This window comes from Longimicrobiales bacterium, from assembly GCA_029245345.1.
Taxonomy (GTDB): domain Bacteria; phylum Gemmatimonadota; class Gemmatimonadetes; order Longimicrobiales; family Gaopeijiaceae; genus CALFPJ01.
Genome location: JAQWPM010000015.1, coordinates 157,783 through 175,984 on the forward strand (window position 1 = coordinate 157,783; position 18,202 = coordinate 175,984).

Here is an 18,202-nt window from a genome sequence, read left to right on the forward strand (position 1 = left end):
GGATTCTCTCGCGGTCACGCGGCTGTGAGCACACGGATTGAATGATCGAGCTTTCGGCGGTACTGGCGATCAATGTAGAGCCTTCTGACCAAGATGGAAAAAGGTGAGAGCCAATCCTTCACATCCACGGCGACATGAGCCATCCGCCAGTGCTTGGCGACTTCCTTGACCATGTACCACGCCAGAACCTCATGATCGACGTGTTCCCGGCCATATCCTTCGAGGAACGCCTCTTCAGTAGCCGGACATATCTCTTTACCCAGTGCGAATTTGGGGGAGCCCCAATAGAGAATCCGCAACGTCAGCACGAACCGGGCGAGGTCCGCCTCCCGCGGCGCACGTTTGATGGCCCCCGGATCCAGGAAGACCAGGCGGCCGTCCTGATTGAGCATCAAATTCCGAACATCAAGGCCTTTGAGGGACACTGTCGCCAAAGCGTGTGGCCGCCCCTCGGGAGCGGGAGGCAGCAGGTCCAACCACCGCTTCATCTGACCTTCCCCGAAGCAACCTCTCTCCGCCAGACCCTCCAGCAGTCGAACGATCTTGGCCCGGTTCTCGTGCCAGCCAACGGCGGTCTGACCGCCGGCGCCGGACTCGTGAACCGCCCGGACCGAGCGCCCCAATTCGTACATCCAACCAGTCATGACCGTCCGAGACGCGCTATCGCCAGAAGCCGACGCCGAATCGAGCGAGCGCAGGCGCTGCAACGCGTCCTCGCCCTGCACCAGGGAGGTAACCACCCCTCCGAGGTCCTCTAGGAACAGCTTCGGTTTCACGAAGCGGATCGGACGATTCCTCAGCGCAGACTCTAGATAGGTGAGGCTCTCATATTCCAGAGTTGCCTCTCGTAAATCTTGCGCCGAGCGAGGGAATAGCGGCCGGTCTCGGTCGAACAGAAAATCGTGACGCGGAAATTTGACATAGACAGATTCGTCACCGTCCTCGCGGCGAAGCCTGAATCCATAAGAAAAATCGTGCCACTCGAAGTCCGAGCTACCGGCAACGCCGGACCCCCAACTCAGTTCGGCCGCAACCCGGGTCGCAATTGCATCAACCGAGGTTTGCTCAGACAACTTCGGCGGTGGCGGTCGATTCCCACTTGTTCGAGGCGACCATCAGGGCCGGATGAGCAACGAGCAGGTGCCAGACCAGTGCCTGGAAGGACTCGGTATGAGGCGTGACGGATTCGGCGTTGACGGTCGGAACCACCACGCAGGCGTTGGCCACTTTCGCTGTGTAGCCACCATCGCGACCCACTACGCCGTAGATCTCGGCGCCGACTTCCTGGGCGAGCTGCATGGCCCGGACTAGGTTGGCGCTGATGTTCCGCTCCAGATCACCCCCACCCACCGAGAAGATGAACACGGCGTCGTTTTTGCGGATCCGGCTGGCCTTGAGCCAAGCAGAATAGCTGGTATCCCAGCCCTCGTCGTTCGTGCGGGCCGTCAGTTCCGAAACATTGTCACAGGGCGAATAGGCCTCGATTCCGGCGATCTTCCGGAAGTCGTTGACGGCATGTGAAGCATGCCCGGCACCCCCACCCACACCCAGGAGGAAGAGTCGACCCTCACGCTCCCTGAGCGCAGCAAGCCCGGCCGCCATCTTCTCAATGACCTCCGGATCCAGGAGGTCGATGATGGCCTTCGCTTCTGCCAGGTAGGTTACGGAATAGCTCACGGATTTTCCTGTGTGTTTGGATTATTGGAAATCTAGCAAGCTAACAAGATTGTTAACGGCCTCGAGTTCCATGGCGACACGCGTCTCAAGGGTCAGCGTGGCTTGATGGGGCGTCGCGATCACCCTTTCGCACCCGAGAAGCGCACCATGGTACGGTTCCTCGGGAAAAACGTCCAGTGCGGCCCCCGCAAGATGGCCGGAATCCAGCGCAGCCCGAAGAGCCACATCGTCAACGACCTCTCCACGTGCGGTATTTATCAGATACGCGCCCGGGGGCATGATCCCGAACTCTCGTGCACCAAGCCTGAGCCCGCTCCCGCCCGCCGTGTGAATGGACACGATCTCAGCCTGGGAAAGCACGCCGTCAAGATCGGTCAATTCGATCCCGTTCTCTGCGGCCCAGGTCGCGTCGGCCGCGGGGTCGACCGCAACAATTCTGACGCCAAAGGGCCTAAGCAGCTCGAGAGTCCGGCGCCCGATCCGTCCTAGGCCGATCAGCCCCACTGTCCGACCGCCAAGGATCCGCCCCGTGCGCCGTTTCCATTCGCCCTTGTGAGTCGAGTCACTCAGGGCAGGCAGGTCCCGCAGCAGCGCCAGAATGAAGGTCAGGGTCAGCTCGGCGACCGCGTCGATCGGTGGTTGCGGCGTGTTCAGGACGGCAATCCCGAGATCTTTGGCCGCATCCAAGTCGATGGCGTCGATGCCGACGCCACATCGGCTGATCGCCTTCAGGTTGGGCAGAGCAGAGAGGGTCTCGCGTTTATAGGGTTCCACACCCGCGATCAGGCCCATCACTCCGGGCACCTGCTCCAGCACTTCCTCGGGACGAATCCTTCGACCCGATTCGTTCACCTTGAACGAGTAGCCTGAGGCTTCGAGCGCCAGGTTGGGCGTCGGAGCTTCGCGCGAAAACGTGGAGAGGGTTACGAAAATCTCAGGTCCATCAGACATCTGCTGAATCCATCCATTGTTCAAGAATCTCGGCCACACCAAACAGGTCGGATGCCGCCACTACCTCTAGTTCGCCAAAGCCTTTTTCGCTGACTCTGCCGACGAAACCGACACCGGCTGTCTGAGCGGCGGCAGAATCCGACGGAGCGTCACCGACCAGAAGGGTGTGCACTGGGTCGACCTTTTCCGCCTCAAACGCTCTTCGAATCGCGTCTGACTTCTCAAGGGGCGGATTACCAAACACGCCAGCGAAGTAGCGGGAGAGGCCCTTCCGCTGGACGATCACGCGGAGCTCATCCTGGGGTGTAACCGACGCTACATAGAGCGGAACGCGTTGGCTCCAGCGGTCCAGGAACTCCCGCGCACCGGGGACCAGTTCGGTCGCCACCACCCGGTCTACGACCAGTTCGGAAAAGCGGGTCGCCATTCGCGCCACCGCGTCCTCATCGCCGCCCTCCATCAGGTTCTGAGCGTAGTGCCGAAATTTCACCATACGCGGGGACGAAAAATTCTCTTCGTGGAACGCCAGCATCGACGCTTCATGCTCGGGATATTCCCCGAACAGTTCGTGAAAAGCCTCGTCCTTCGCCCCGTTCGACTCCGCGATCACACCATCAAAATCCAGAACGATCAGGCGAATGTCACGCACCACCATCGATCGTCCTCCTGACGCGGTCGTGCAGGTCCCGGCAGGCATCCCCCAGGAAAAGAATGTCCGTACCCAAGGCAATGAACTGGTAGCCCTCCTTCAGTCGGTCTGCGACCTGGGTCACAGCCGTGTCAGGATGAACCAGGTGAATCCCCGCAATCAGGCCTTTCGCCCGCGTTGCCTTGAGGACCGTGTCCATGGCCTCCGCGATGCGAGGATCATCCAACTGCCCTGGAATCCCCATCGACATCGACATGTCGTAAGGCCCGATGAACGTGCCATCGATCCCCTCAACCTCAAGGATTTCGTCGATGTTCTCGACGGCATCCTTGTGCTCGATCTGAATCATCAGGAGCACGTCGTCGTTCGCGCGTTCCACGTATTCGGCGAAGTCCAGCCCATATCCCTGGGCCCGCGCCAGGCCCACGCCTCGGGTCCCGATCGGCGGAAATCTGACGGCCCGTACGGCGGCCTCGGCCTCCGCACAGGTGTTGACCATGGGAACCAGTACGCCAGCAGCTCCGGAATCAAGGACGGCCTTGGCCTGAATCGGATCGTTCCACGCAAGCCTGACCATCGGAACTGCGCCGTGGCGCTCAATGGCGATCAGTAGCGGGAGCACCTCTGACACGTCGATCGCGGTGTGCTCCGTCTCGACCACTACCCAGTCGTATCCCGCCCGGGCAACGATCTCAGCAATCGACACATGGGCCATGGACATCCACGAGCCGATTGAGGCCTCACCGCGCGCGAGTCGATCCTTCACGTCTCGGGCCAGCTTCATATCGTTCATGCTGCTTTCCTGGCGACCAGGCGCACGTGAGAGGCAAGTCGATTGATCTGCAGAAACTCAACCAGGCTGTTCACCGTCCGCTGTGGCCGGTTTTTGAATAGATAGCTGAGGAAGCGGGACGTCGGATCACTCGTTGAGTCATCAAGCACGTGGCGGATGATCTCAAGATCCAGGAGCCCCGGGGTACTCAACTCAACGATCTCCCACTCGGGAGCCGAGAAGAGAGCCTCAAAGCCTTCGACGGTCAGAAGGTTGAGCTTGTCCGGCGGCATGATCGTGGGTGAGCGATCCCAAAGGACCAGCGGTTCCAGTCCACTTGCAGCGGGCGCGGTCAGCACCATCAGGCCTCCCGGGCGCAATGCGGTGTGGACATCCTTGATCAGAGCCGGAAGGTTATGGGTGCGTCCGACGCAATCGAAGGCCGTGACGACGTCAACGTCTCCGGCTGCCAACGCGGCCCGCCCATCCAACAGATCCGAGGGGCCGCCCAGGGCTTTGATCTCGCTACGCAGGAGGGCCCCATGGGTACTCAGATCAACCAGACGCTCCGCCTGCGGGTGCTTCTCGGCAATGCTGTCGAGAACCCACTGGGCAAGCGGCGCGGCGAGCTTTTCCCGGCGGGACTCCAGGGTGAGGCGATAGATCTCCTCTTCCCAGAACGCCACGGACTCCGCGTCCGAATAGTATTGGTCGAGAGCGTCTGAGCTGGGACGTTCGCGCACATACAGAGTGCCACAGCCGTCGCAGGAAACGTATTCAAGCCCGAAGCGCGGGAACGCAACGCTGAAATCGGGCGAGACACAGCCGGGACAGTCGACGGGCGCCAGCGGCCCGGGGGCCAGTCGGGTCCGGCAGTCCTGCTCAACCAACTCAAGGAATCGCGCGTTAGCCTCGCTCGGCTTGATTTCAATCTGATTCAAATCCTGCAGCGAAACGATCGTCTTCATGCGCCTTCCCGGATCAAAGTGTCGATAGGGGTCTGGTATACCTGGTCAATGATCTCCATCACCCGCAGTGCGTCTAGCGAACTTCCCTGCTCTACCGGTCGATCCTCGAGAATGCAGGAGGTCCAGTGCGCGAGCTCCAGTTCCCATGATGGATCGTCATCGTAGTAGGTGGTCTCCTCCCTGGGATTTCCTACGGATACCGCCTGGTCCCGATTGGGTGGGCGTCGCCCGATCACCAGCGTCTCCCGACCGTAGGATCCGGACTTGGAAAGCAATCCGCTGACATTGAGGTACCCTCCTTCAAGACCGAGTTCGAGCCGGAAAGTGTGGTTCCACGACGTCGCGGTGGAGTGCAGTTGGGCCAGATGTCCCTTCTCCGAGCGGAGCAGGAGCATGGCGTTGTCCTCGACCGGGATATCCCAGAAGGACGATGCCCGGAGCCCGACGACCTGGTCAAAATCCCCGCAGAAGTAGCGGAACAGGTCGAGCATGTGGATTCCCTGGTCCAGCAGGATGCCGCCACCACCCACGGCGGGGTCGTTCCTCCAGGACTTCTCGTAGCCGTATCCGCCTGACTTTCCGTAGACTCCGCGGACCGTCAGAAGGCGTCCAAGCGAGCCACTGGCGATCAGAGCCCGCACATCGGCTATGCCGGGGTGGTGTCGATGGTTGAAGCCAAAAATCAGCTTGCACTGAGGATTGCGGGCCTCGGCCTCACGAATCCGCTGGATGTCTCCCAGGTTACGCCCCGGTGGCTTCTCACAAAACACGTGAAGGCCTTGATCCAGACCGTAGACCACGGCCTCGGGGGTCACATTGTTCGGCGTGCAGACGAAAAGTCCGTCCAGCCCCTCGGCGCACAGCGACTGGTAGTCCTCGAAGGCACGGTATCCAGCTTTCCGAATACGGTCCTCGTACCCCGGATCAACCACACCCACCAACTCATAATTCGGGTGGTCGCGGACGGTCCACTCACGGATCTCGCCCATGTATCCGAACCCGACGATCCCTACGCGAAGCTTCTTCATCAAGAAAGGCCCGACTGGTTGGTACGAATGGATTCGAACAGCGCGCGCTGCGTTGGGTCCTCAGCCAGGAGTCTTTCCGCCCGGACCAGATCTTCCGGCCGATCCACACCGACAGTGGGAGCATCGGAGAGAACGCCTCGAATCGAATAGCCGTGCTCCAGAACTCGGAGCATATCCACCGACTCCATTCGCTCCAGCGGGCACTCGGCCATCTGGCTGAACTTGTGCAGGAAGTCGGTACGGAAGGCCATGATCCCCGTCTGTCGATAGACGGGGACGGGTCCCGGACTGCGCGGGAACGGCACAGCCGCCCGGGTCAGATAGATGACGTTTCCCTGCAGGTCACAACACGCCTTCACCACGTCGGGGTCAGACAGATCTTCCGGCCCGCTCAGGGGAGAGACCAGGTTGGTGCACAGGAGGTCCGGGTCGGCCAGAAGAGGGGCGACCACGGCATCGACCGTCGCGGGATCGAGTAGCGGCTCGTCTCCCTGGACGATCACCACGATTCGGCCCGTGACTGACTCCATCGCTTCCTGTACGCGATCCGTACACCGCTCGTGGGTGTCTCGCGTCATGACGGCGGCGCCGTCGAATCCCTGGATGGCAGCCATGATGTCCTTATCGCAGGTGGCGACAACGACCCGATCCACCGTGCGGGCGAGGCCGGCCCTGCGGCGCACATGCTCAACCATGGGCAGCCCTGCGATCATGGCCAGAGGCTTTCCCGGGAAGCGCGAGGAGGCCATCCGGGCCGGGACCACAGCCACGACCGTGTCCTTCCTTTCGGTGCTCATTGAGGAAGGACTCCACAATCAACGTTGATGCACTGTCCGGTAACCGCCGAAGCGGCGTCAGAGGCCAGGTAGAGACAGAGGGATCCGACCTCGTCTCCCCGAGGCAGGCGCCGAAGCGCGGCCTGAGTGCCCGCGAAGCCATCCAGGTACTCCCGCACATTCTGTCCGCCTGGAGGCGCGACCGGTTCCTGCAGAGCGTCCATGAGCCCCTCAGTCTCCACATAGACCGGGCAGACCGCGTTCACACGAATCCCGGACGGTCCCAGCTCTTTCGCGAATGCCTGGGTGACCCCGTTCACACCGAATTTCGAGGCGCAGTAGACTGAGTTGTTTCCGCTCCCCCGCTTTCCGGCAAGGCTGGACACGTTGACGATAACCCCGGTTGAACCGAGGTGCGGCAGAACCGCCTGGGAAGCGAAAAACGTTCCCTTGAGGTTGGTGGAGAGCATCCGATCCCAGAACGCCTCATCGACGTCCTCGACGCGGCGCCAGCCAGAAAAGCCCGCGTTGTTCACCAGAACGTCGACACCACCCATCCAGCCTACCGCCTGCACGACCATCGCCCTGATCGACTCGGGCGAAGTGATATCACAGGCAATGTGACGGACCTGATCACCAAGCTCGGCAGGAATGCCGGAATCCGAACGGGAGGCGACAACCACTCGATAGCCTGCCGCCGAAAAGGCCCGTGTGATTTCGGCTCCGATTCCGCGTCCGCCACCTGTCACGATTGCGTTCTTCACAGAAGTCTCCGGCATCTCAAATGGTCATGGCGGTAAAGCCGCCGTCTACTGTGATCTCGGCCCCGGTTACGAAGCTCGCCGCATCCGACATGAGCCAGTGGACTGCCCCGACCAGTTCCGACGGCTTTCCGTACCGTGCCATCGGCGTGTGCCCGAGAATCTGCGCCTCGCGCTTGGCGTCGATGAAGTGCTTCTGGCTCCACTCGGTAGGAAAGAATCCGGGCCGCAGGGCATTTACACGCACGCCGGCGGTCGCCCATTCACGGGCCAGATTCTGGGTCAGGTTCGATACACCGGCCTTGGCAACCGAGTAGGTGAAAGCTTTGGACAGCGGGGGACCGGCCGAGGCCGAGCTGATGTTCACAATGCTGCCGCTCCCCTGCTGAAGCATGCGCTCACCGAAGACCTGGCATCCCAGCATGGTACCAGTCAGCTGGACGCGGAGGATATCCTCCCATTCCTCGACGCCAATCTCGAGAAACGGAGTCGGGGCGTTGAGGCCCGCGCCATTCAGGAGACCGTGAACGCTGCCGTACTCCTTCAGGATCGCATCGAGAGCGGAGGCAAAGGCATCCTTGTGTCGGACGTCGAGCGCGAGGGCCATGGCCTCACCGCCCACGTCCTTGACCTGAGATGCAACCTTCTCGGCATCCTCAATTCGTACGTCCAGCACGGCTATCCGGGCACCGGCGCGCCCGAAGTTCCGCGCCATCTCGCCAACGAGGAAGCCGCCCGCACCGGTAAGGGCAATGACGCGGCCTTCAACGTCGAACAGTTTACTGGTATGTGCGTTCATTCAGTTGTCATCTGTTTCAGGAATCGATTCCATTTCGGGCGGGCATGCGGGCGACGGTCCGAAGCCACCATGCCGGTTCATCCGACGTGCGGTCGGCCCTGAACGCCCAGACTGCAGCGCGGTCGGCCGGATCCGGGATTGCAGCAAGGTCAGCCGAGATCGGCAGCAACCCCCGACGAACGGCTAACGCTCCGATCCGACGGAGCACCTTGTCCATGAATCCCTTGTGGCGCCGCAGGTAACGAATACTCCTCCCGTGCCAGGAAATTTCCTGGGGCTCTAGCCCGACTTCGGACAACAACCTCGCCATGGGCTCCTTGTCAAAAAACAGGAGGTGAGGCTCGTCACTCGGCTTGTGCTCGCAATCCCGACATGGAACCTCAATAAAGAGGATGGCTCCAGGCGCCATGAATCCTCTTAGCCTCGTCAACTCCGCGACAGGATCGGACATGTGCTCGAGCACATGAGACATTACCACCAGATCAAACTTTTCGTCGGCTGGGACCTGATCAAGCGCAGACCAATGCCGATAGCCAAGCTTGGCGAGGGCGGACCTGCACGAATCGTCCGATTCGACCACCGAGTATTTCGTCGAAGGCATGAAGGTGGTCATGTGGTGGGCGAAATCGCCCAGTCCGGGGCCCACCTCCAGAACCCGAAGGCCGTCCTGCACAGCCTCCAAATGCCTGGCCACATGTCGGAAGCGCAGATGATTGATGGCCCGATGGAAGGGCCGTGCGGATTCCGCCTCGGCAACTCCCGCATGGGCTTCGTCGAAGTAGTGGGCGTTGTAGGCGGCCAACGCCTCCTGCGACGGCATTGGAGAACAAAAATGAAACCCGCACCCATAACATTGAGCCAAGGATCCACCTCGGAGCATCTCGGATCTCCCGCGGTAGGCACGCACGACACTCAGGTCGTGGCCCCGACAAACGGGGCAGTGTCCACCTGGCCTGTTATTCTCAGGCCCGGTGGAGGGCGCCCTCGGACTCATCACTGCCCCTAGCGCCGGTTGAACGGGTTCAGCTCTCCCAGGTTTCTCGCGAGTTCCTCGAGCTCCGGATCCTGCTTGTCCCGCGCGAACCGAAAGCGCTCGAGCAGCAGCGAGAATAGCAGTGCCAGAATCCCTGCTGCCGCAGCAGCCACACCGCTCTTTCGTATCGTGCCCCGCGCATCGCCTACGGTCGGGCGACGAGCCGGCTCAATCACCGCAATCACCGGAGTATTGCGTACGGCATCGATTCGGGCCTGTTCATAGGAGGATGAAAGGGATATGACCACTTGCTGGCGGACGTCCACTTGACGTCGGTGGCGATCCAGTTCGATCTCCAACTGCGGTGAACTGGCAATGCGGTTTCGCTCCAGGAACGCTTCGAGACCGTCCTCCGCACTCTTCAATTCTGCCCTCGATTCCTCCAATCGGGCTTCGGCGAACTCCTGTTCCGCTAGGGCCCGGCCCCTGCGGACTTCCAGATTGAAGCGGTTCACCTCGTCCAGATAAGACTGGGAAAGATCGCGAGAAAGATCAGGCCATCGCGTCTTCACCTGAATCTCGACGATTCCCGTTCGTGTGTTGGGCGTAATAACCGTGATCTCTGCCAGCAGCTTGGTCGCCTCGAACGTTCGCCGATCGGGATCGTCGTATTCGAGGTTGAAAACGCCCGCGACCGTCCCGACAACCAGGCCGGTGTCCGTCTGAACCTCATAGTTTCGCTCCGCGATTCGCCACAACAGCTCCCGGGACCTGAGAAGCTCGGCATAGAACCCGGGACTCTCGGACGACTGTCCTCCGCCCAAGTTGACACCGAACTGGGCCGCGAGGCCCGCGAAGGCGGGGGCCTGCTGGCTGGACTCCTGTGGAACGAAACTCACCCTGCTCGTAAACGTCCTCGGCGTGCTGAGAACATAGAGCCCCAGAGCCACCCCGACGACAAAGCCCATCCCGATAACGAGACGAAGATGCCGGACTACAAGAGCGATCAGTTGAATCGCCCCGGGACCCGGGGATTCGGCGGGCTCCGAATCGGCCCCCCTTGGCGCGTCGGATGGAGATTCGTTGACCGTCATGAAGATCCCGACGAGTTGGGTGTCGTTGGGGCCACCCGGCGAAGAGCGGACCTGAGCAGGTGCAAGGTGTCACGATTGAGCACCCGGAGCCACCATCCCACCATCAGGAATGTGACCGTTAGGAAGATCTTGATCGTCAGGGCAGACGCAAGCCCGATGTCTGCCCACCAGAGCATGAGCGACGCACCCGTCACGGCCACCAACCCGCCAAAAATGATCCCGACCCGCCCTGCTTCATAGCTGATCGGATTGTATTTCTGAGACAGACGGAAGGTCAACCAGACATAGATGGCCCCGGCCGTAGCCGTGCCCGCCGCGGCACCGACGGAACCGAAAGCCCGCACCAGCGGGATATTCAGGGCGGCACTCAGCACCAGTAGAACGACTGACAGCATCGAGAGAACGTGTGTCTTCTTTGCAAACACCAACTGACGCTGCTTGCTGAAGAACATCAGAGAATAGTGTACGACTAGAATCGAAATGATTGGTGTGGCGGCAAGGTACTCCGGGGGTGCCACAATCAGGAGGCCTTCGTAGCTGAACAGCGTGACCACCGCCGCCACGAGCATCGACCAGTACGCAAACGGAGTGAGGTACCGTCCGATTCGTTCCGGGGCGTCATCCCCGCCCTCGAACATCATCCTGAGAACTCTCGGAACAAAGACGTTCTCAAGGGCCGTCATGTAGGAGAACACCACGTAGGCCAACCGTTGGCCGATGGAATATACCCCTGCCCCGCCGACATCAGCGATCAGTCCGACCAGGACCTTGTCGAGGTGCGAACTGGCAACGCTGACCAGGACCCGAGGTGTGAGCGGGAGCCCTACGCGGACAGCGTCCTTGAGAGCGGCCCCCTCCCATCGGGACTGCGCCCCTCGAAGCGCATGTCGGATCATCGGCACCATGACCAGGGCCGTACCTGCGATCTGGCCGAGCGGGATGCCCGAAACCCCCATTCCCAGGCCCGCCACGAAGAGCAGCCCGAACCCTGCCCACAGGACCGCCTCAGCGGTAGAGAAAAGGGCGTGCGCTGCCGCGTCTCCTCTATTCCGGAAGAACACCAGCAAGTAATACCGTTGAGCTTGGAGTATCTGCGAAACAAGGACCAGAATCAGGAAGCCCGACTTGTCCGAATCCCTCAGGAACAGCCCCGCTACGGCACCCCGGAATACCCAACTGAGCAGAAACACCGCCGCGAGTGTGATCGATACCAGAACCAGCGTCGACCGAAGGAGGCCAGCCTGGAACTGCACAGTGTCCCGGGCGAAGAACTCTCTCTCGAAGCCCTGCTGCAGTCCGAACTGCCCCAGGCCTACGGCTACCGCGCCGAATGCCGTGGCCAGTGCCAGATAACCGTAGTCGTCGGTCGTCAGCAGGTTGAGAAAGACAGGTAGGGTGATCAGTGGCAACAGATTGGCTGCCCCGACCTGACCCAGATAGATCACTACACTCCGAACATCCCGAGTCTTTCCATTCCGCTCCTTCTCCGTCGCGTCACTCACCGGCGGGCGGGCGTCCTCACGTGAAGGGGCAGCAGAACCAGGCCGAAGATCATCCAATACATCGGGTTCTCAAGGAAGGACGTAGTGAGAGGAGCCACCAGGAAGGCCACCGCCCCGATGATGGATGTGCGAGCGAGTGCCTGGTCGACGTGCCAGATCCGTCGAATCGCAATCAGGTAGATCGGTGCAATCAGGAGTCCCAGCCCAGCGAGCACGGGTAACTGATTTCCAAGGCGGGAGATGGCAGACTGCGAGCCGGATTCAACCGTGTAGGAGCGAATCGATCCATCAAATCCCTCGACTGAGACCTGAGCAATGTCCAGCCCCGAAATGACGGCTGACAGGTCCGCGAAACGCACATTGACGTTAACCAGAGCATTCGTCGGCGAGACGTTGTAGAGGAATACGCCGGGGAACAGCAGGTAGTAGAGTGCCAAGAAGAGGGCCAGGGCCATCCAGAACTTCAGCATGCGCCGCCGATTGGGGCGCCCGGACAGGAGAAACAGGATCGCCGTAAAGAGAATCAGGGTGACGAACACCATTTTCGACATCGTGAATGCCACCACCAGCGCCAGGGCCCAGTCGATTTTGTCGAGCCCGCCACCGCGCCAGCGCCCGAAACTCACCGCCATAAGGCCGAGGAGCACGAGCGAAAGGAAGTTGTTGGCGAAGAGCAGACCCGCCGGGCGAACTTGGAGCGTGCTGTACCCGACCAGCGGATCTCGCTGGAAAAGCGCATCGAGTATCACCCGCCCTGTGAACGGGTCGTGGATATCGGTTCTGAACGTGTGCAGAATCTCCGGACGACCGTACATCTGAACGAGCATCAGTGCCCCGGAGACGGCAAGGAAAATCCAGACCTGCCGCCTGACCAGGGCGGGTCGCCTGGCCACAACCCACGCCGAAGCCAGGCCAAATATTCCTGCCATCCCTGCAATGTAGAGGGCGGTGACCCCAGTCTCGGAGCCAATCACTACCCGAGCCGCCCGGGAGACCAGAAGCGCACCAAAGCTCAACGGAAACAGCCAGCGGTAGGGTGTGCACCGGTAAGCGATTTCGATGGCAGACAGGAAAGCGAGCCACATCGCGATCTGCCCGAACGACTTGACCCCGAGAATCGGGTGCTGGTTCAGCGTCGTCCCAATCAGGATACACGGAACCAGCAACCAGGCGGCCAACTCTACCAGCTGCCCCTGCCCGGGCGGGACTGCCTCTGTTCGGGCAGGAACGATTGGCGCGACCCGGGCCGTCGGCATCAGGAATCATCCTCGGCGAGGAGTTCAAATGACGCCTTCCCCGTCAGCGCCCCATCCGCAATCTGGCTCACCGCGATCGCCTGACCAACCGCAAACTCAAGGTCCGCACGCGACAACCTGAACACCCCTCTGAGCACTTTGCCAAGCAGGCGGGCCCCGAGCGTGTAAAAGAAGAAGAGCCGCGATAGACGCGGGTTCGTCGCCACGAAATGGTAAGTCCACAGCGTCTGAACCTTGCCGTGATACCTGTCGGCCCGGGCTCTGCCATAGTCCGAAATGTGCAAATGATGCACTTCGGCACTCGCGCAGACAAACATCGGAAACTGCTGCCCCAGGGGGTAGCTGAAGACCAGATCCTCAGCGATCGCCCAGCGCGCCGAGACTTCGCGATGGGGACGGCTGAGAAGGACATCGCTGCGCCAGACGGTCGCGCCTCCGGGCAGCCACTGTACCTGCGTGTCTTCACGGGCGTGGGAGATCGCGCTTGTCATTCCATTGCGAAGAACCCGCCCGGGCTCCTTTGCGCAGATGCCGAGCAGACCCTTGAGAACAGTGTACTTCTCGGGATCGCCGTTGATGATGTTGAACGCGACTCCAACGGTCTCCACAGGAGCCCGATTCCACAACGCGATCATCTCGTTTACCGCGTAGGGTTCCATGACGATGTCATCGTCCAGGAGGGCCACCAGCCGATCATTCCCGTCGAGCTGGGCCAGCCCGTGATTCCGCTGCCGGATCTGTCCGGGCGGTTCGCAAACGAAGTAGTCCACACGCAGCCGACCGGCGTACGCTTCACAGACATCCCGTGCGTCACCACCGCCATCGACGACCACGACCCGCCGAACCGAATCGGTCTGCGCCAAAATGCTGTCGAGGAGTTCCCCCAGCTTCGCCGGCCGCTTGTAGGTCGGGACGAGGACGGTCAAATCTTTGCCAGTCCAGGTGTGGGGGCCCGTCACGCCATCCATCTATTCCACCACATGTGGAGGTTCAACAGCATCCAGATTCTTTCTGCCCGGCCGCCGGGCGCTCCATAGAATGACTGGAGTTCGCGTTCGATAACACCCTGTGGGACCAGCCCGCTCCGGGCCACCGACGGATCTAGCAATACCTCGTGGACCGTGTCCTTCCATTCATTCCTCATCCACGAATAGAGCGGAATCGAGAACCCCCTCTTGGGAGCCGAGACCGCCTCGTCCGGAACCCACCTTCTAAGCAGGTGCCGGAGAATTCGTTTGTGCTCGACCCCGCCTGAACCGTCTGAGCCCCATGAGGCCTCCAGCGGGAGGCGGAAGGCAAACTCCGCAATTCGATGGTCCAGAAAGGGGTCCCGCGCCTCGAGCGAAACATGCATTGACGCTCTGTCGACCTTCGTGAGAATGTCGTCTCTCAGGAACGCACGGTAGTCGGCGCGCATCATTCGGCCAGTAAAGGACGGCTCTCGACCGAGCAGACCTTCGTCGGAGAGAACAGACCCGTCATAGAGGTGAGCTTCCTCCACGCCCACCAGGGCCGCCGCATCGGACCAGGTCCAGGCCTTTTCAAAGGTGGTCCTGAGCAGAGCTCCCTCTGAAGGCACTTGCAGTATGTCGAGTGCCTTCTGCAGGCGGGCTCGGAGCTGCGGTCTCAGCTTGCCCCCACTCAGCCGGGCTGCTGCCCCTGCGATCGCCTCCACCGGCAAGAGCCCGGCACCGACAGCGGCGATCCGGCGCAGTCCCGCCGGCAAGTGGCGGAGTCTGGACCAGGCTTGGCCGTACCGCGCGTAGGATTCGTAGCCGCAGAACTGTTCGTCACCCCCATCGGCCGAAAGGGCGACCTTTGCCCCTTCCCGGGCGACACCACACAGAAGCGTGGTCGGAATCCCGGAGGTATCACCGAACGGCTCGTCATAGACCTCGACGAAGCGGCTGATCCCAGCTTGGGCCTCATCCATGCCGAGGTAGCGGACGGTGTGCGTGAGCCCCAGAGCCTCGACGACCTGTTTCGCTCGCGGCACCTCATCGAATGCCGTCGCTTCGAAACCGATCGAAATGTGCTCAAGATCCGCGCCGAGTGACTTGGTGAGAATCGCCGCAACCAGGGAGGAATCAACCCCCCCCGAAAGGAAGTTCACCACGGGCACGTCCGACACCAGCCGATACCCGAACGCACTCTTAAGCAGTTCGAAGAGCTCGTCCGCGCAGTCATCAAGGCTCCGGCCACCCATTGAGCTTGCGTGGGTGAGGTGATCCAGATCCCAATAGCGCCTGAACTCGGCGGCGCGGTCCTCCGTGAAGCGGGCGATATGGCCCGGGAGCAGGCGCGCGACTCCCTTCACGGCGGTCCGGGCCCCCAGCGTGTATCCGGTCGTCAGGAACTGACCGAGCCCGACGGGGTCCATCTCGCGCGCCACGTCGGGGTGGGCCAGCAATGCGCGGACTTCCGAGCCAAAGATGACCCCGTCCGCCGTTGCGCGGTAAAACAGGGGCTTGATTCCCACACGGTCCCTGACGAGCGACAGCGAACGGTCCTCGCGGTCCCAGACCGCGAACGCGAACATCCCGATGAACTTTTTGACGGCCGCGTCGAGGCCCCAGATCCGAATGGCATTTACGACCACCTCAGTGTCGCTGGTGGTGCGAAAACGCGCGCCAGCCGCCTCAAGATCGGGGATCAACTCAGCGTAGTTGTAGACCTCGCCATTGAAAACGATCACCAGCCGATCATCAAAGCTCGCCATGGGCTGACGACTGCGTTCAGAGACGTCGATGATCGATAGCCGCCGGTGAGCCAGCCCGATACCCGGCTCCACGAGGAAGCCCTCGTCGTCCGGGCCTCGGTGAACAATGGCGTGCGACATCCGCTCAAGAATTCCCCGGTCGACGGCACCACCGCTGATGCGGAACTGGCCGCTAATTCCGCACATGGCGTACCCTACCTCACCCGCTCAATCAGATCCGACAGGCCCTCCGCTCGTTCGGCCACGCTCATGTTCGCGCAAAATCCGCGAGCAACGTCCCAGCCCTGCGCGCGATCGGCTTCCGGCTCGCGGCGGTCCGCGGCGAGCGCATCCAGAAAGCTTTGGGCGTCGAAAACCCTTTCCCGCCATGTCGCCAGTGCGTGCAGCGGATCGAGGGTGAGCTCATCGGGCATTTCCAGATAGAAGGGGCGCAGACCGGAGAGTATTCCGTAGACGACGGACGAAGACCCCCGATAAAGGATCGAAGAAGACCGGTCGAAGTCATCCTCGATGTTCGGAACCCGGCTTAACTCGACACCGGGGGGGAGCTGATCCTCGGCGGGCAGGCCGATCAGGCTGTCGTAGGGCAGTACCGGATGACACCGGAAGATGAAGCGGGTCTCCGGTGACAGTCGGGCCGCCTCCATCGCCATCCGAAACAGCGACGAGGCCTCGTCCTGTAGGCCCTCCGGAACCACTAGGCACGTGTCGCCGGGCGCTCGGACAGTCGCTCCAGGGTCGCGCTGCATCCGGTGGGTTCCGAACACGCAGAACCGTGTGTCTTCGAAGCTCGAATTCTCGGCAAGATCAGTACAAGTGGTTGGTCCCATGCAGAGGACCACGTCGGGATCCATGCCATGTCCGAGGCTCCTGCGAATCCCATGGGCATGTTTTCGAACGATCGTGTGCTGGTAGCCGACCCGAACGATCTCCGGACTGTGCTCCGACGCGGCCCGGAAGACGCAACGCTCCCAGGCATGACCTTCGAACATCGTAATGACCGCAGCGGGTTCAACCGCGGCGCACGCTCGTCGCACGAGTGCCTCGAGCCTGAGATTCCCCGTCGTCGACGGGGAAGATATATCGTCGGCAAGGTTGCGGCGCAGCACCCGGTCACCGACCCGCTCTAGTCGTGCTCGGGACGCGCCTCGGGCGGCCACGGCTTTCCGGATGAAGCTCATTTCCTCACGAGCCGATAGGGCGTCCGGGAGCAGTTGCCTACCCTGCTCTCCCCCTCGGTGGCCACGTCCGGCCAGGGTCCGGGTGGGCAAGCCGGTCTGATTCCTCAGCAGGAGCAGAGAAGAAAGCCCGGCAGAGAAGAGGTGCGCCTGCAAACCTCCGAAATAAAAGTCGGCCTCCGCGTCCAGATGGGCCGCGCTGACCACTCCTCCGATCAGAAGCATGTCATAGCGCCGCCCAGTCTCGAGACCGATTCGCCCGCCCGGCTTCAGGACGTTTCGGATATGTCGAGCCAGGTTGCGGGCCCGAGCAGCGACGCCGTCTGGTTCGTGCAGCTGCGTTCGGATCAGTGCCGGATGACTCGATACGACGTGCAGGGCGGGCGCATCTAGAAGCGCCTCCGGGGCGTCCGGGTCAATCAGTATCCCGTCGCACAGTGTGGTCAGAGCCTCGAATCGATCAAGCCCGAGCATATTCGAGGTCACCTCGTCATCCCGGGTCGGGCATGGCGCCGCTCCGAACCGCGATCTGGCGCGCAGGGACTCCCACCGAGATTGAATACGGCGGCAGGTCTTTTGTGACCACGGCCCCGGCGCCCACCACCGCCCCTTTTCCGATCGTCACACCTCGCACGACGACGACGTTAGCCCCAAGCCATACGTCGGATTCAACCTCGATCCTGCCTCCGGCGTGCCCTTGCTCGCGTATCAATCTGTCGGGGTCACCAAAGATATGATCGGCACTACGGAGCATGACCCCCGGACCCATCAGCACATCGTCGCCAATGACGATCTCGCCCGCGACCGACGCATTCAGATGCACCCCGCGATTGAGCGACACCCGCGCGCCAAACGACAGTTGCCCACCCTGAGCGCTGAAAAAGCAGTCCGCTCCGCATCGAAACTCCAACCCAAAACTCATTCGTTCCGGATCCATAAACACGCAGTTGCGATCGATGAACAGCCGGCCCCCGCTGGATGCCGCCCGCCGCCGAAGCCACCAATTTCGCGCCCGATTCCCGACCCGACCCGGAAGTCCGAAGACGAATGCCGTATGGTGATCCCCCACCTCAGCTCGGACCGTCGCAAACAGACCCAC

Annotated in this window: 18 protein-coding genes; all 18 read right to left on the reverse strand. The window is 61.6% G+C overall.

All coding sequences use genetic code 11. The annotated features are described in order from the left end of the window. Positions 1-14 precede the first annotated feature (14 nt). The 18 genes from P8L30_08710 to P8L30_08795 all read right to left on the reverse strand — a co-directional run bounded on the left by P8L30_08710 (position 15) and on the right by P8L30_08795 (position 18,202). Positions 15-776 carry a hypothetical protein gene (locus tag P8L30_08710; GenBank protein ID MDG2240271.1) on the reverse strand — a complete coding sequence of 254 codons (762 nt, stop codon included), beginning with the start codon at positions 774-776 and terminating at the stop codon, positions 15-17. A gap of 289 nt (positions 777-1,065) precedes the next feature. Next, positions 1,066-1,677, reverse strand: a complete 612-nt coding sequence (locus P8L30_08715) for an SIS domain-containing protein (GenBank protein ID MDG2240272.1) — start codon at positions 1,675-1,677, stop codon at positions 1,066-1,068. A 21-nt stretch (positions 1,678-1,698) separates the two neighbouring features. Further along, complete coding sequence (locus P8L30_08720; GenBank protein ID MDG2240273.1) at positions 1,699-2,628, reverse strand: phosphoglycerate dehydrogenase; 930 nt, start codon at positions 2,626-2,628, stop codon at positions 1,699-1,701. Beyond that, entirely contained in the window at positions 2,621-3,283 is a 663-nt protein-coding gene (locus P8L30_08725; GenBank protein MDG2240274.1) for an HAD hydrolase-like protein, read from the reverse strand. Before P8L30_08725 ends, P8L30_08720 begins: the two co-directional genes overlap by 8 nt. Beyond that, the gene (locus P8L30_08730) at positions 3,270-4,070 is read right to left on the reverse strand and encodes an aldolase/citrate lyase family protein (GenBank protein MDG2240275.1); all 801 of its coding nucleotides are present in this window, start codon (positions 4,068-4,070) and stop codon (positions 3,270-3,272) included. Before P8L30_08730 ends, P8L30_08725 begins: the two co-directional genes overlap by 14 nt. Further along, entirely contained in the window at positions 4,067-5,017 is a 951-nt protein-coding gene (locus tag P8L30_08735; GenBank protein MDG2240276.1) for a hypothetical protein, read from the reverse strand. The genes P8L30_08730 and P8L30_08735 overlap by 4 nt, the downstream gene beginning before the upstream one ends. Beyond that, positions 5,014-6,045, reverse strand: a complete 1,032-nt coding sequence (locus tag P8L30_08740) for a Gfo/Idh/MocA family oxidoreductase (protein ID MDG2240277.1) — start codon at positions 6,043-6,045, stop codon at positions 5,014-5,016. The genes P8L30_08735 and P8L30_08740 overlap by 4 nt, the downstream gene beginning before the upstream one ends. Then, positions 6,045-6,842: a 3-deoxy-manno-octulosonate cytidylyltransferase gene (kdsB, locus tag P8L30_08745; protein MDG2240278.1), complete on the reverse strand. Its 798-nt coding sequence runs from the start codon at positions 6,840-6,842 to the stop codon at positions 6,045-6,047. The genes P8L30_08740 and kdsB overlap by 1 nt, the downstream gene beginning before the upstream one ends. Continuing rightward, positions 6,839-7,585: an SDR family NAD(P)-dependent oxidoreductase gene (locus P8L30_08750; GenBank protein MDG2240279.1), complete on the reverse strand. Its 747-nt coding sequence runs from the start codon at positions 7,583-7,585 to the stop codon at positions 6,839-6,841. Before P8L30_08750 ends, kdsB begins: the two co-directional genes overlap by 4 nt. A 16-nt stretch (positions 7,586-7,601) precedes the next feature. Further along, positions 7,602-8,381, reverse strand: a complete 780-nt coding sequence (locus P8L30_08755; protein ID MDG2240280.1) for an SDR family oxidoreductase — start codon at positions 8,379-8,381, stop codon at positions 7,602-7,604. A 16-nt stretch (positions 8,382-8,397) separates the two neighbouring features. Then, the gene (locus P8L30_08760) at positions 8,398-9,201 is read right to left on the reverse strand and encodes a class I SAM-dependent methyltransferase (GenBank protein MDG2240281.1); all 804 of its coding nucleotides are present in this window, start codon (positions 9,199-9,201) and stop codon (positions 8,398-8,400) included. Positions 9,202-9,383: 182 nt separating this feature from the next. Continuing rightward, positions 9,384-10,448 (reverse strand): hypothetical protein, encoded by a 1,065-nt coding sequence (locus tag P8L30_08765; GenBank protein ID MDG2240282.1) that lies wholly within the window; start codon positions 10,446-10,448, stop codon positions 9,384-9,386. After that, positions 10,445-11,950 carry a lipopolysaccharide biosynthesis protein gene (locus tag P8L30_08770; GenBank protein ID MDG2240283.1) on the reverse strand — a complete coding sequence of 502 codons (1,506 nt, stop codon included), beginning with the start codon at positions 11,948-11,950 and terminating at the stop codon, positions 10,445-10,447. The genes P8L30_08765 and P8L30_08770 overlap by 4 nt, the downstream gene beginning before the upstream one ends. Further along, positions 11,947-13,206: a hypothetical protein gene (locus P8L30_08775; GenBank protein ID MDG2240284.1), complete on the reverse strand. Its 1,260-nt coding sequence runs from the start codon at positions 13,204-13,206 to the stop codon at positions 11,947-11,949. The genes P8L30_08770 and P8L30_08775 overlap by 4 nt, the downstream gene beginning before the upstream one ends. Then, positions 13,206-14,174, reverse strand: a complete 969-nt coding sequence (locus tag P8L30_08780; GenBank protein ID MDG2240285.1) for a glycosyltransferase — start codon at positions 14,172-14,174, stop codon at positions 13,206-13,208. The genes P8L30_08775 and P8L30_08780 overlap by 1 nt, the downstream gene beginning before the upstream one ends. Then, positions 14,162-16,111 carry an asparagine synthase (glutamine-hydrolyzing) gene (gene asnB, locus P8L30_08785; GenBank protein ID MDG2240286.1) on the reverse strand — a complete coding sequence of 650 codons (1,950 nt, stop codon included), beginning with the start codon at positions 16,109-16,111 and terminating at the stop codon, positions 14,162-14,164. The genes P8L30_08780 and asnB overlap by 13 nt, the downstream gene beginning before the upstream one ends. A gap of 8 nt (positions 16,112-16,119) precedes the next feature. Beyond that, the gene (locus P8L30_08790; protein MDG2240287.1) at positions 16,120-17,589 is read right to left on the reverse strand and encodes a hypothetical protein; all 1,470 of its coding nucleotides are present in this window, start codon (positions 17,587-17,589) and stop codon (positions 16,120-16,122) included. A gap of 4 nt (positions 17,590-17,593) precedes the next feature. After that, a complete protein-coding gene (locus tag P8L30_08795; protein ID MDG2240288.1) occupies positions 17,594-18,202 on the reverse strand; it encodes an acyltransferase in 609 nt (202 codons plus the stop codon).

Bases quoted from the DNA above. Each gene is read 5' to 3' on its own strand.
- P8L30_08720 (MDG2240273.1), bottom strand. From the start codon at position 2,628: ATGTCTGATGGACCTGAGATTTTCGTAACCCTCTCCACGTTTTCGCGC.
- P8L30_08725 (MDG2240274.1), bottom strand. From the start codon at position 3,283: ATGGTGGTGCGTGACATTCGCCTGATCGTTCTGGATTTTGATGGTGTG.
- P8L30_08730 (MDG2240275.1), bottom strand. From the start codon at position 4,070: ATGAACGATATGAAGCTGGCCCGAGACGTGAAGGATCGACTCGCGCGC.
- P8L30_08735 (MDG2240276.1), bottom strand. From the start codon at position 5,017: ATGAAGACGATCGTTTCGCTGCAGGATTTGAATCAGATTGAAATCAAG.
- P8L30_08740 (MDG2240277.1), bottom strand. From the start codon at position 6,045: ATGAAGAAGCTTCGCGTAGGGATCGTCGGGTTCGGATACATGGGCGAG.
- kdsB (MDG2240278.1), bottom strand. From the start codon at position 6,842: ATGAGCACCGAAAGGAAGGACACGGTCGTGGCTGTGGTCCCGGCCCGG.
- P8L30_08755 (MDG2240280.1), bottom strand. From the start codon at position 8,381: ATGAACGCACATACCAGTAAACTGTTCGACGTTGAAGGCCGCGTCATT.
- P8L30_08760 (MDG2240281.1), bottom strand. From the start codon at position 9,201: ATGCCGTCGCAGGAGGCGTTGGCCGCCTACAACGCCCACTACTTCGAC.
- P8L30_08765 (MDG2240282.1), bottom strand. From the start codon at position 10,448: ATGACGGTCAACGAATCTCCATCCGACGCGCCAAGGGGGGCCGATTCG.
- P8L30_08775 (MDG2240284.1), bottom strand. From the start codon at position 13,206: ATGCCGACGGCCCGGGTCGCGCCAATCGTTCCTGCCCGAACAGAGGCA.
- P8L30_08780 (MDG2240285.1), bottom strand. From the start codon at position 14,174: ATGGATGGCGTGACGGGCCCCCACACCTGGACTGGCAAAGATTTGACC.
- asnB (MDG2240286.1), bottom strand. From the start codon at position 16,111: ATGTGCGGAATTAGCGGCCAGTTCCGCATCAGCGGTGGTGCCGTCGAC.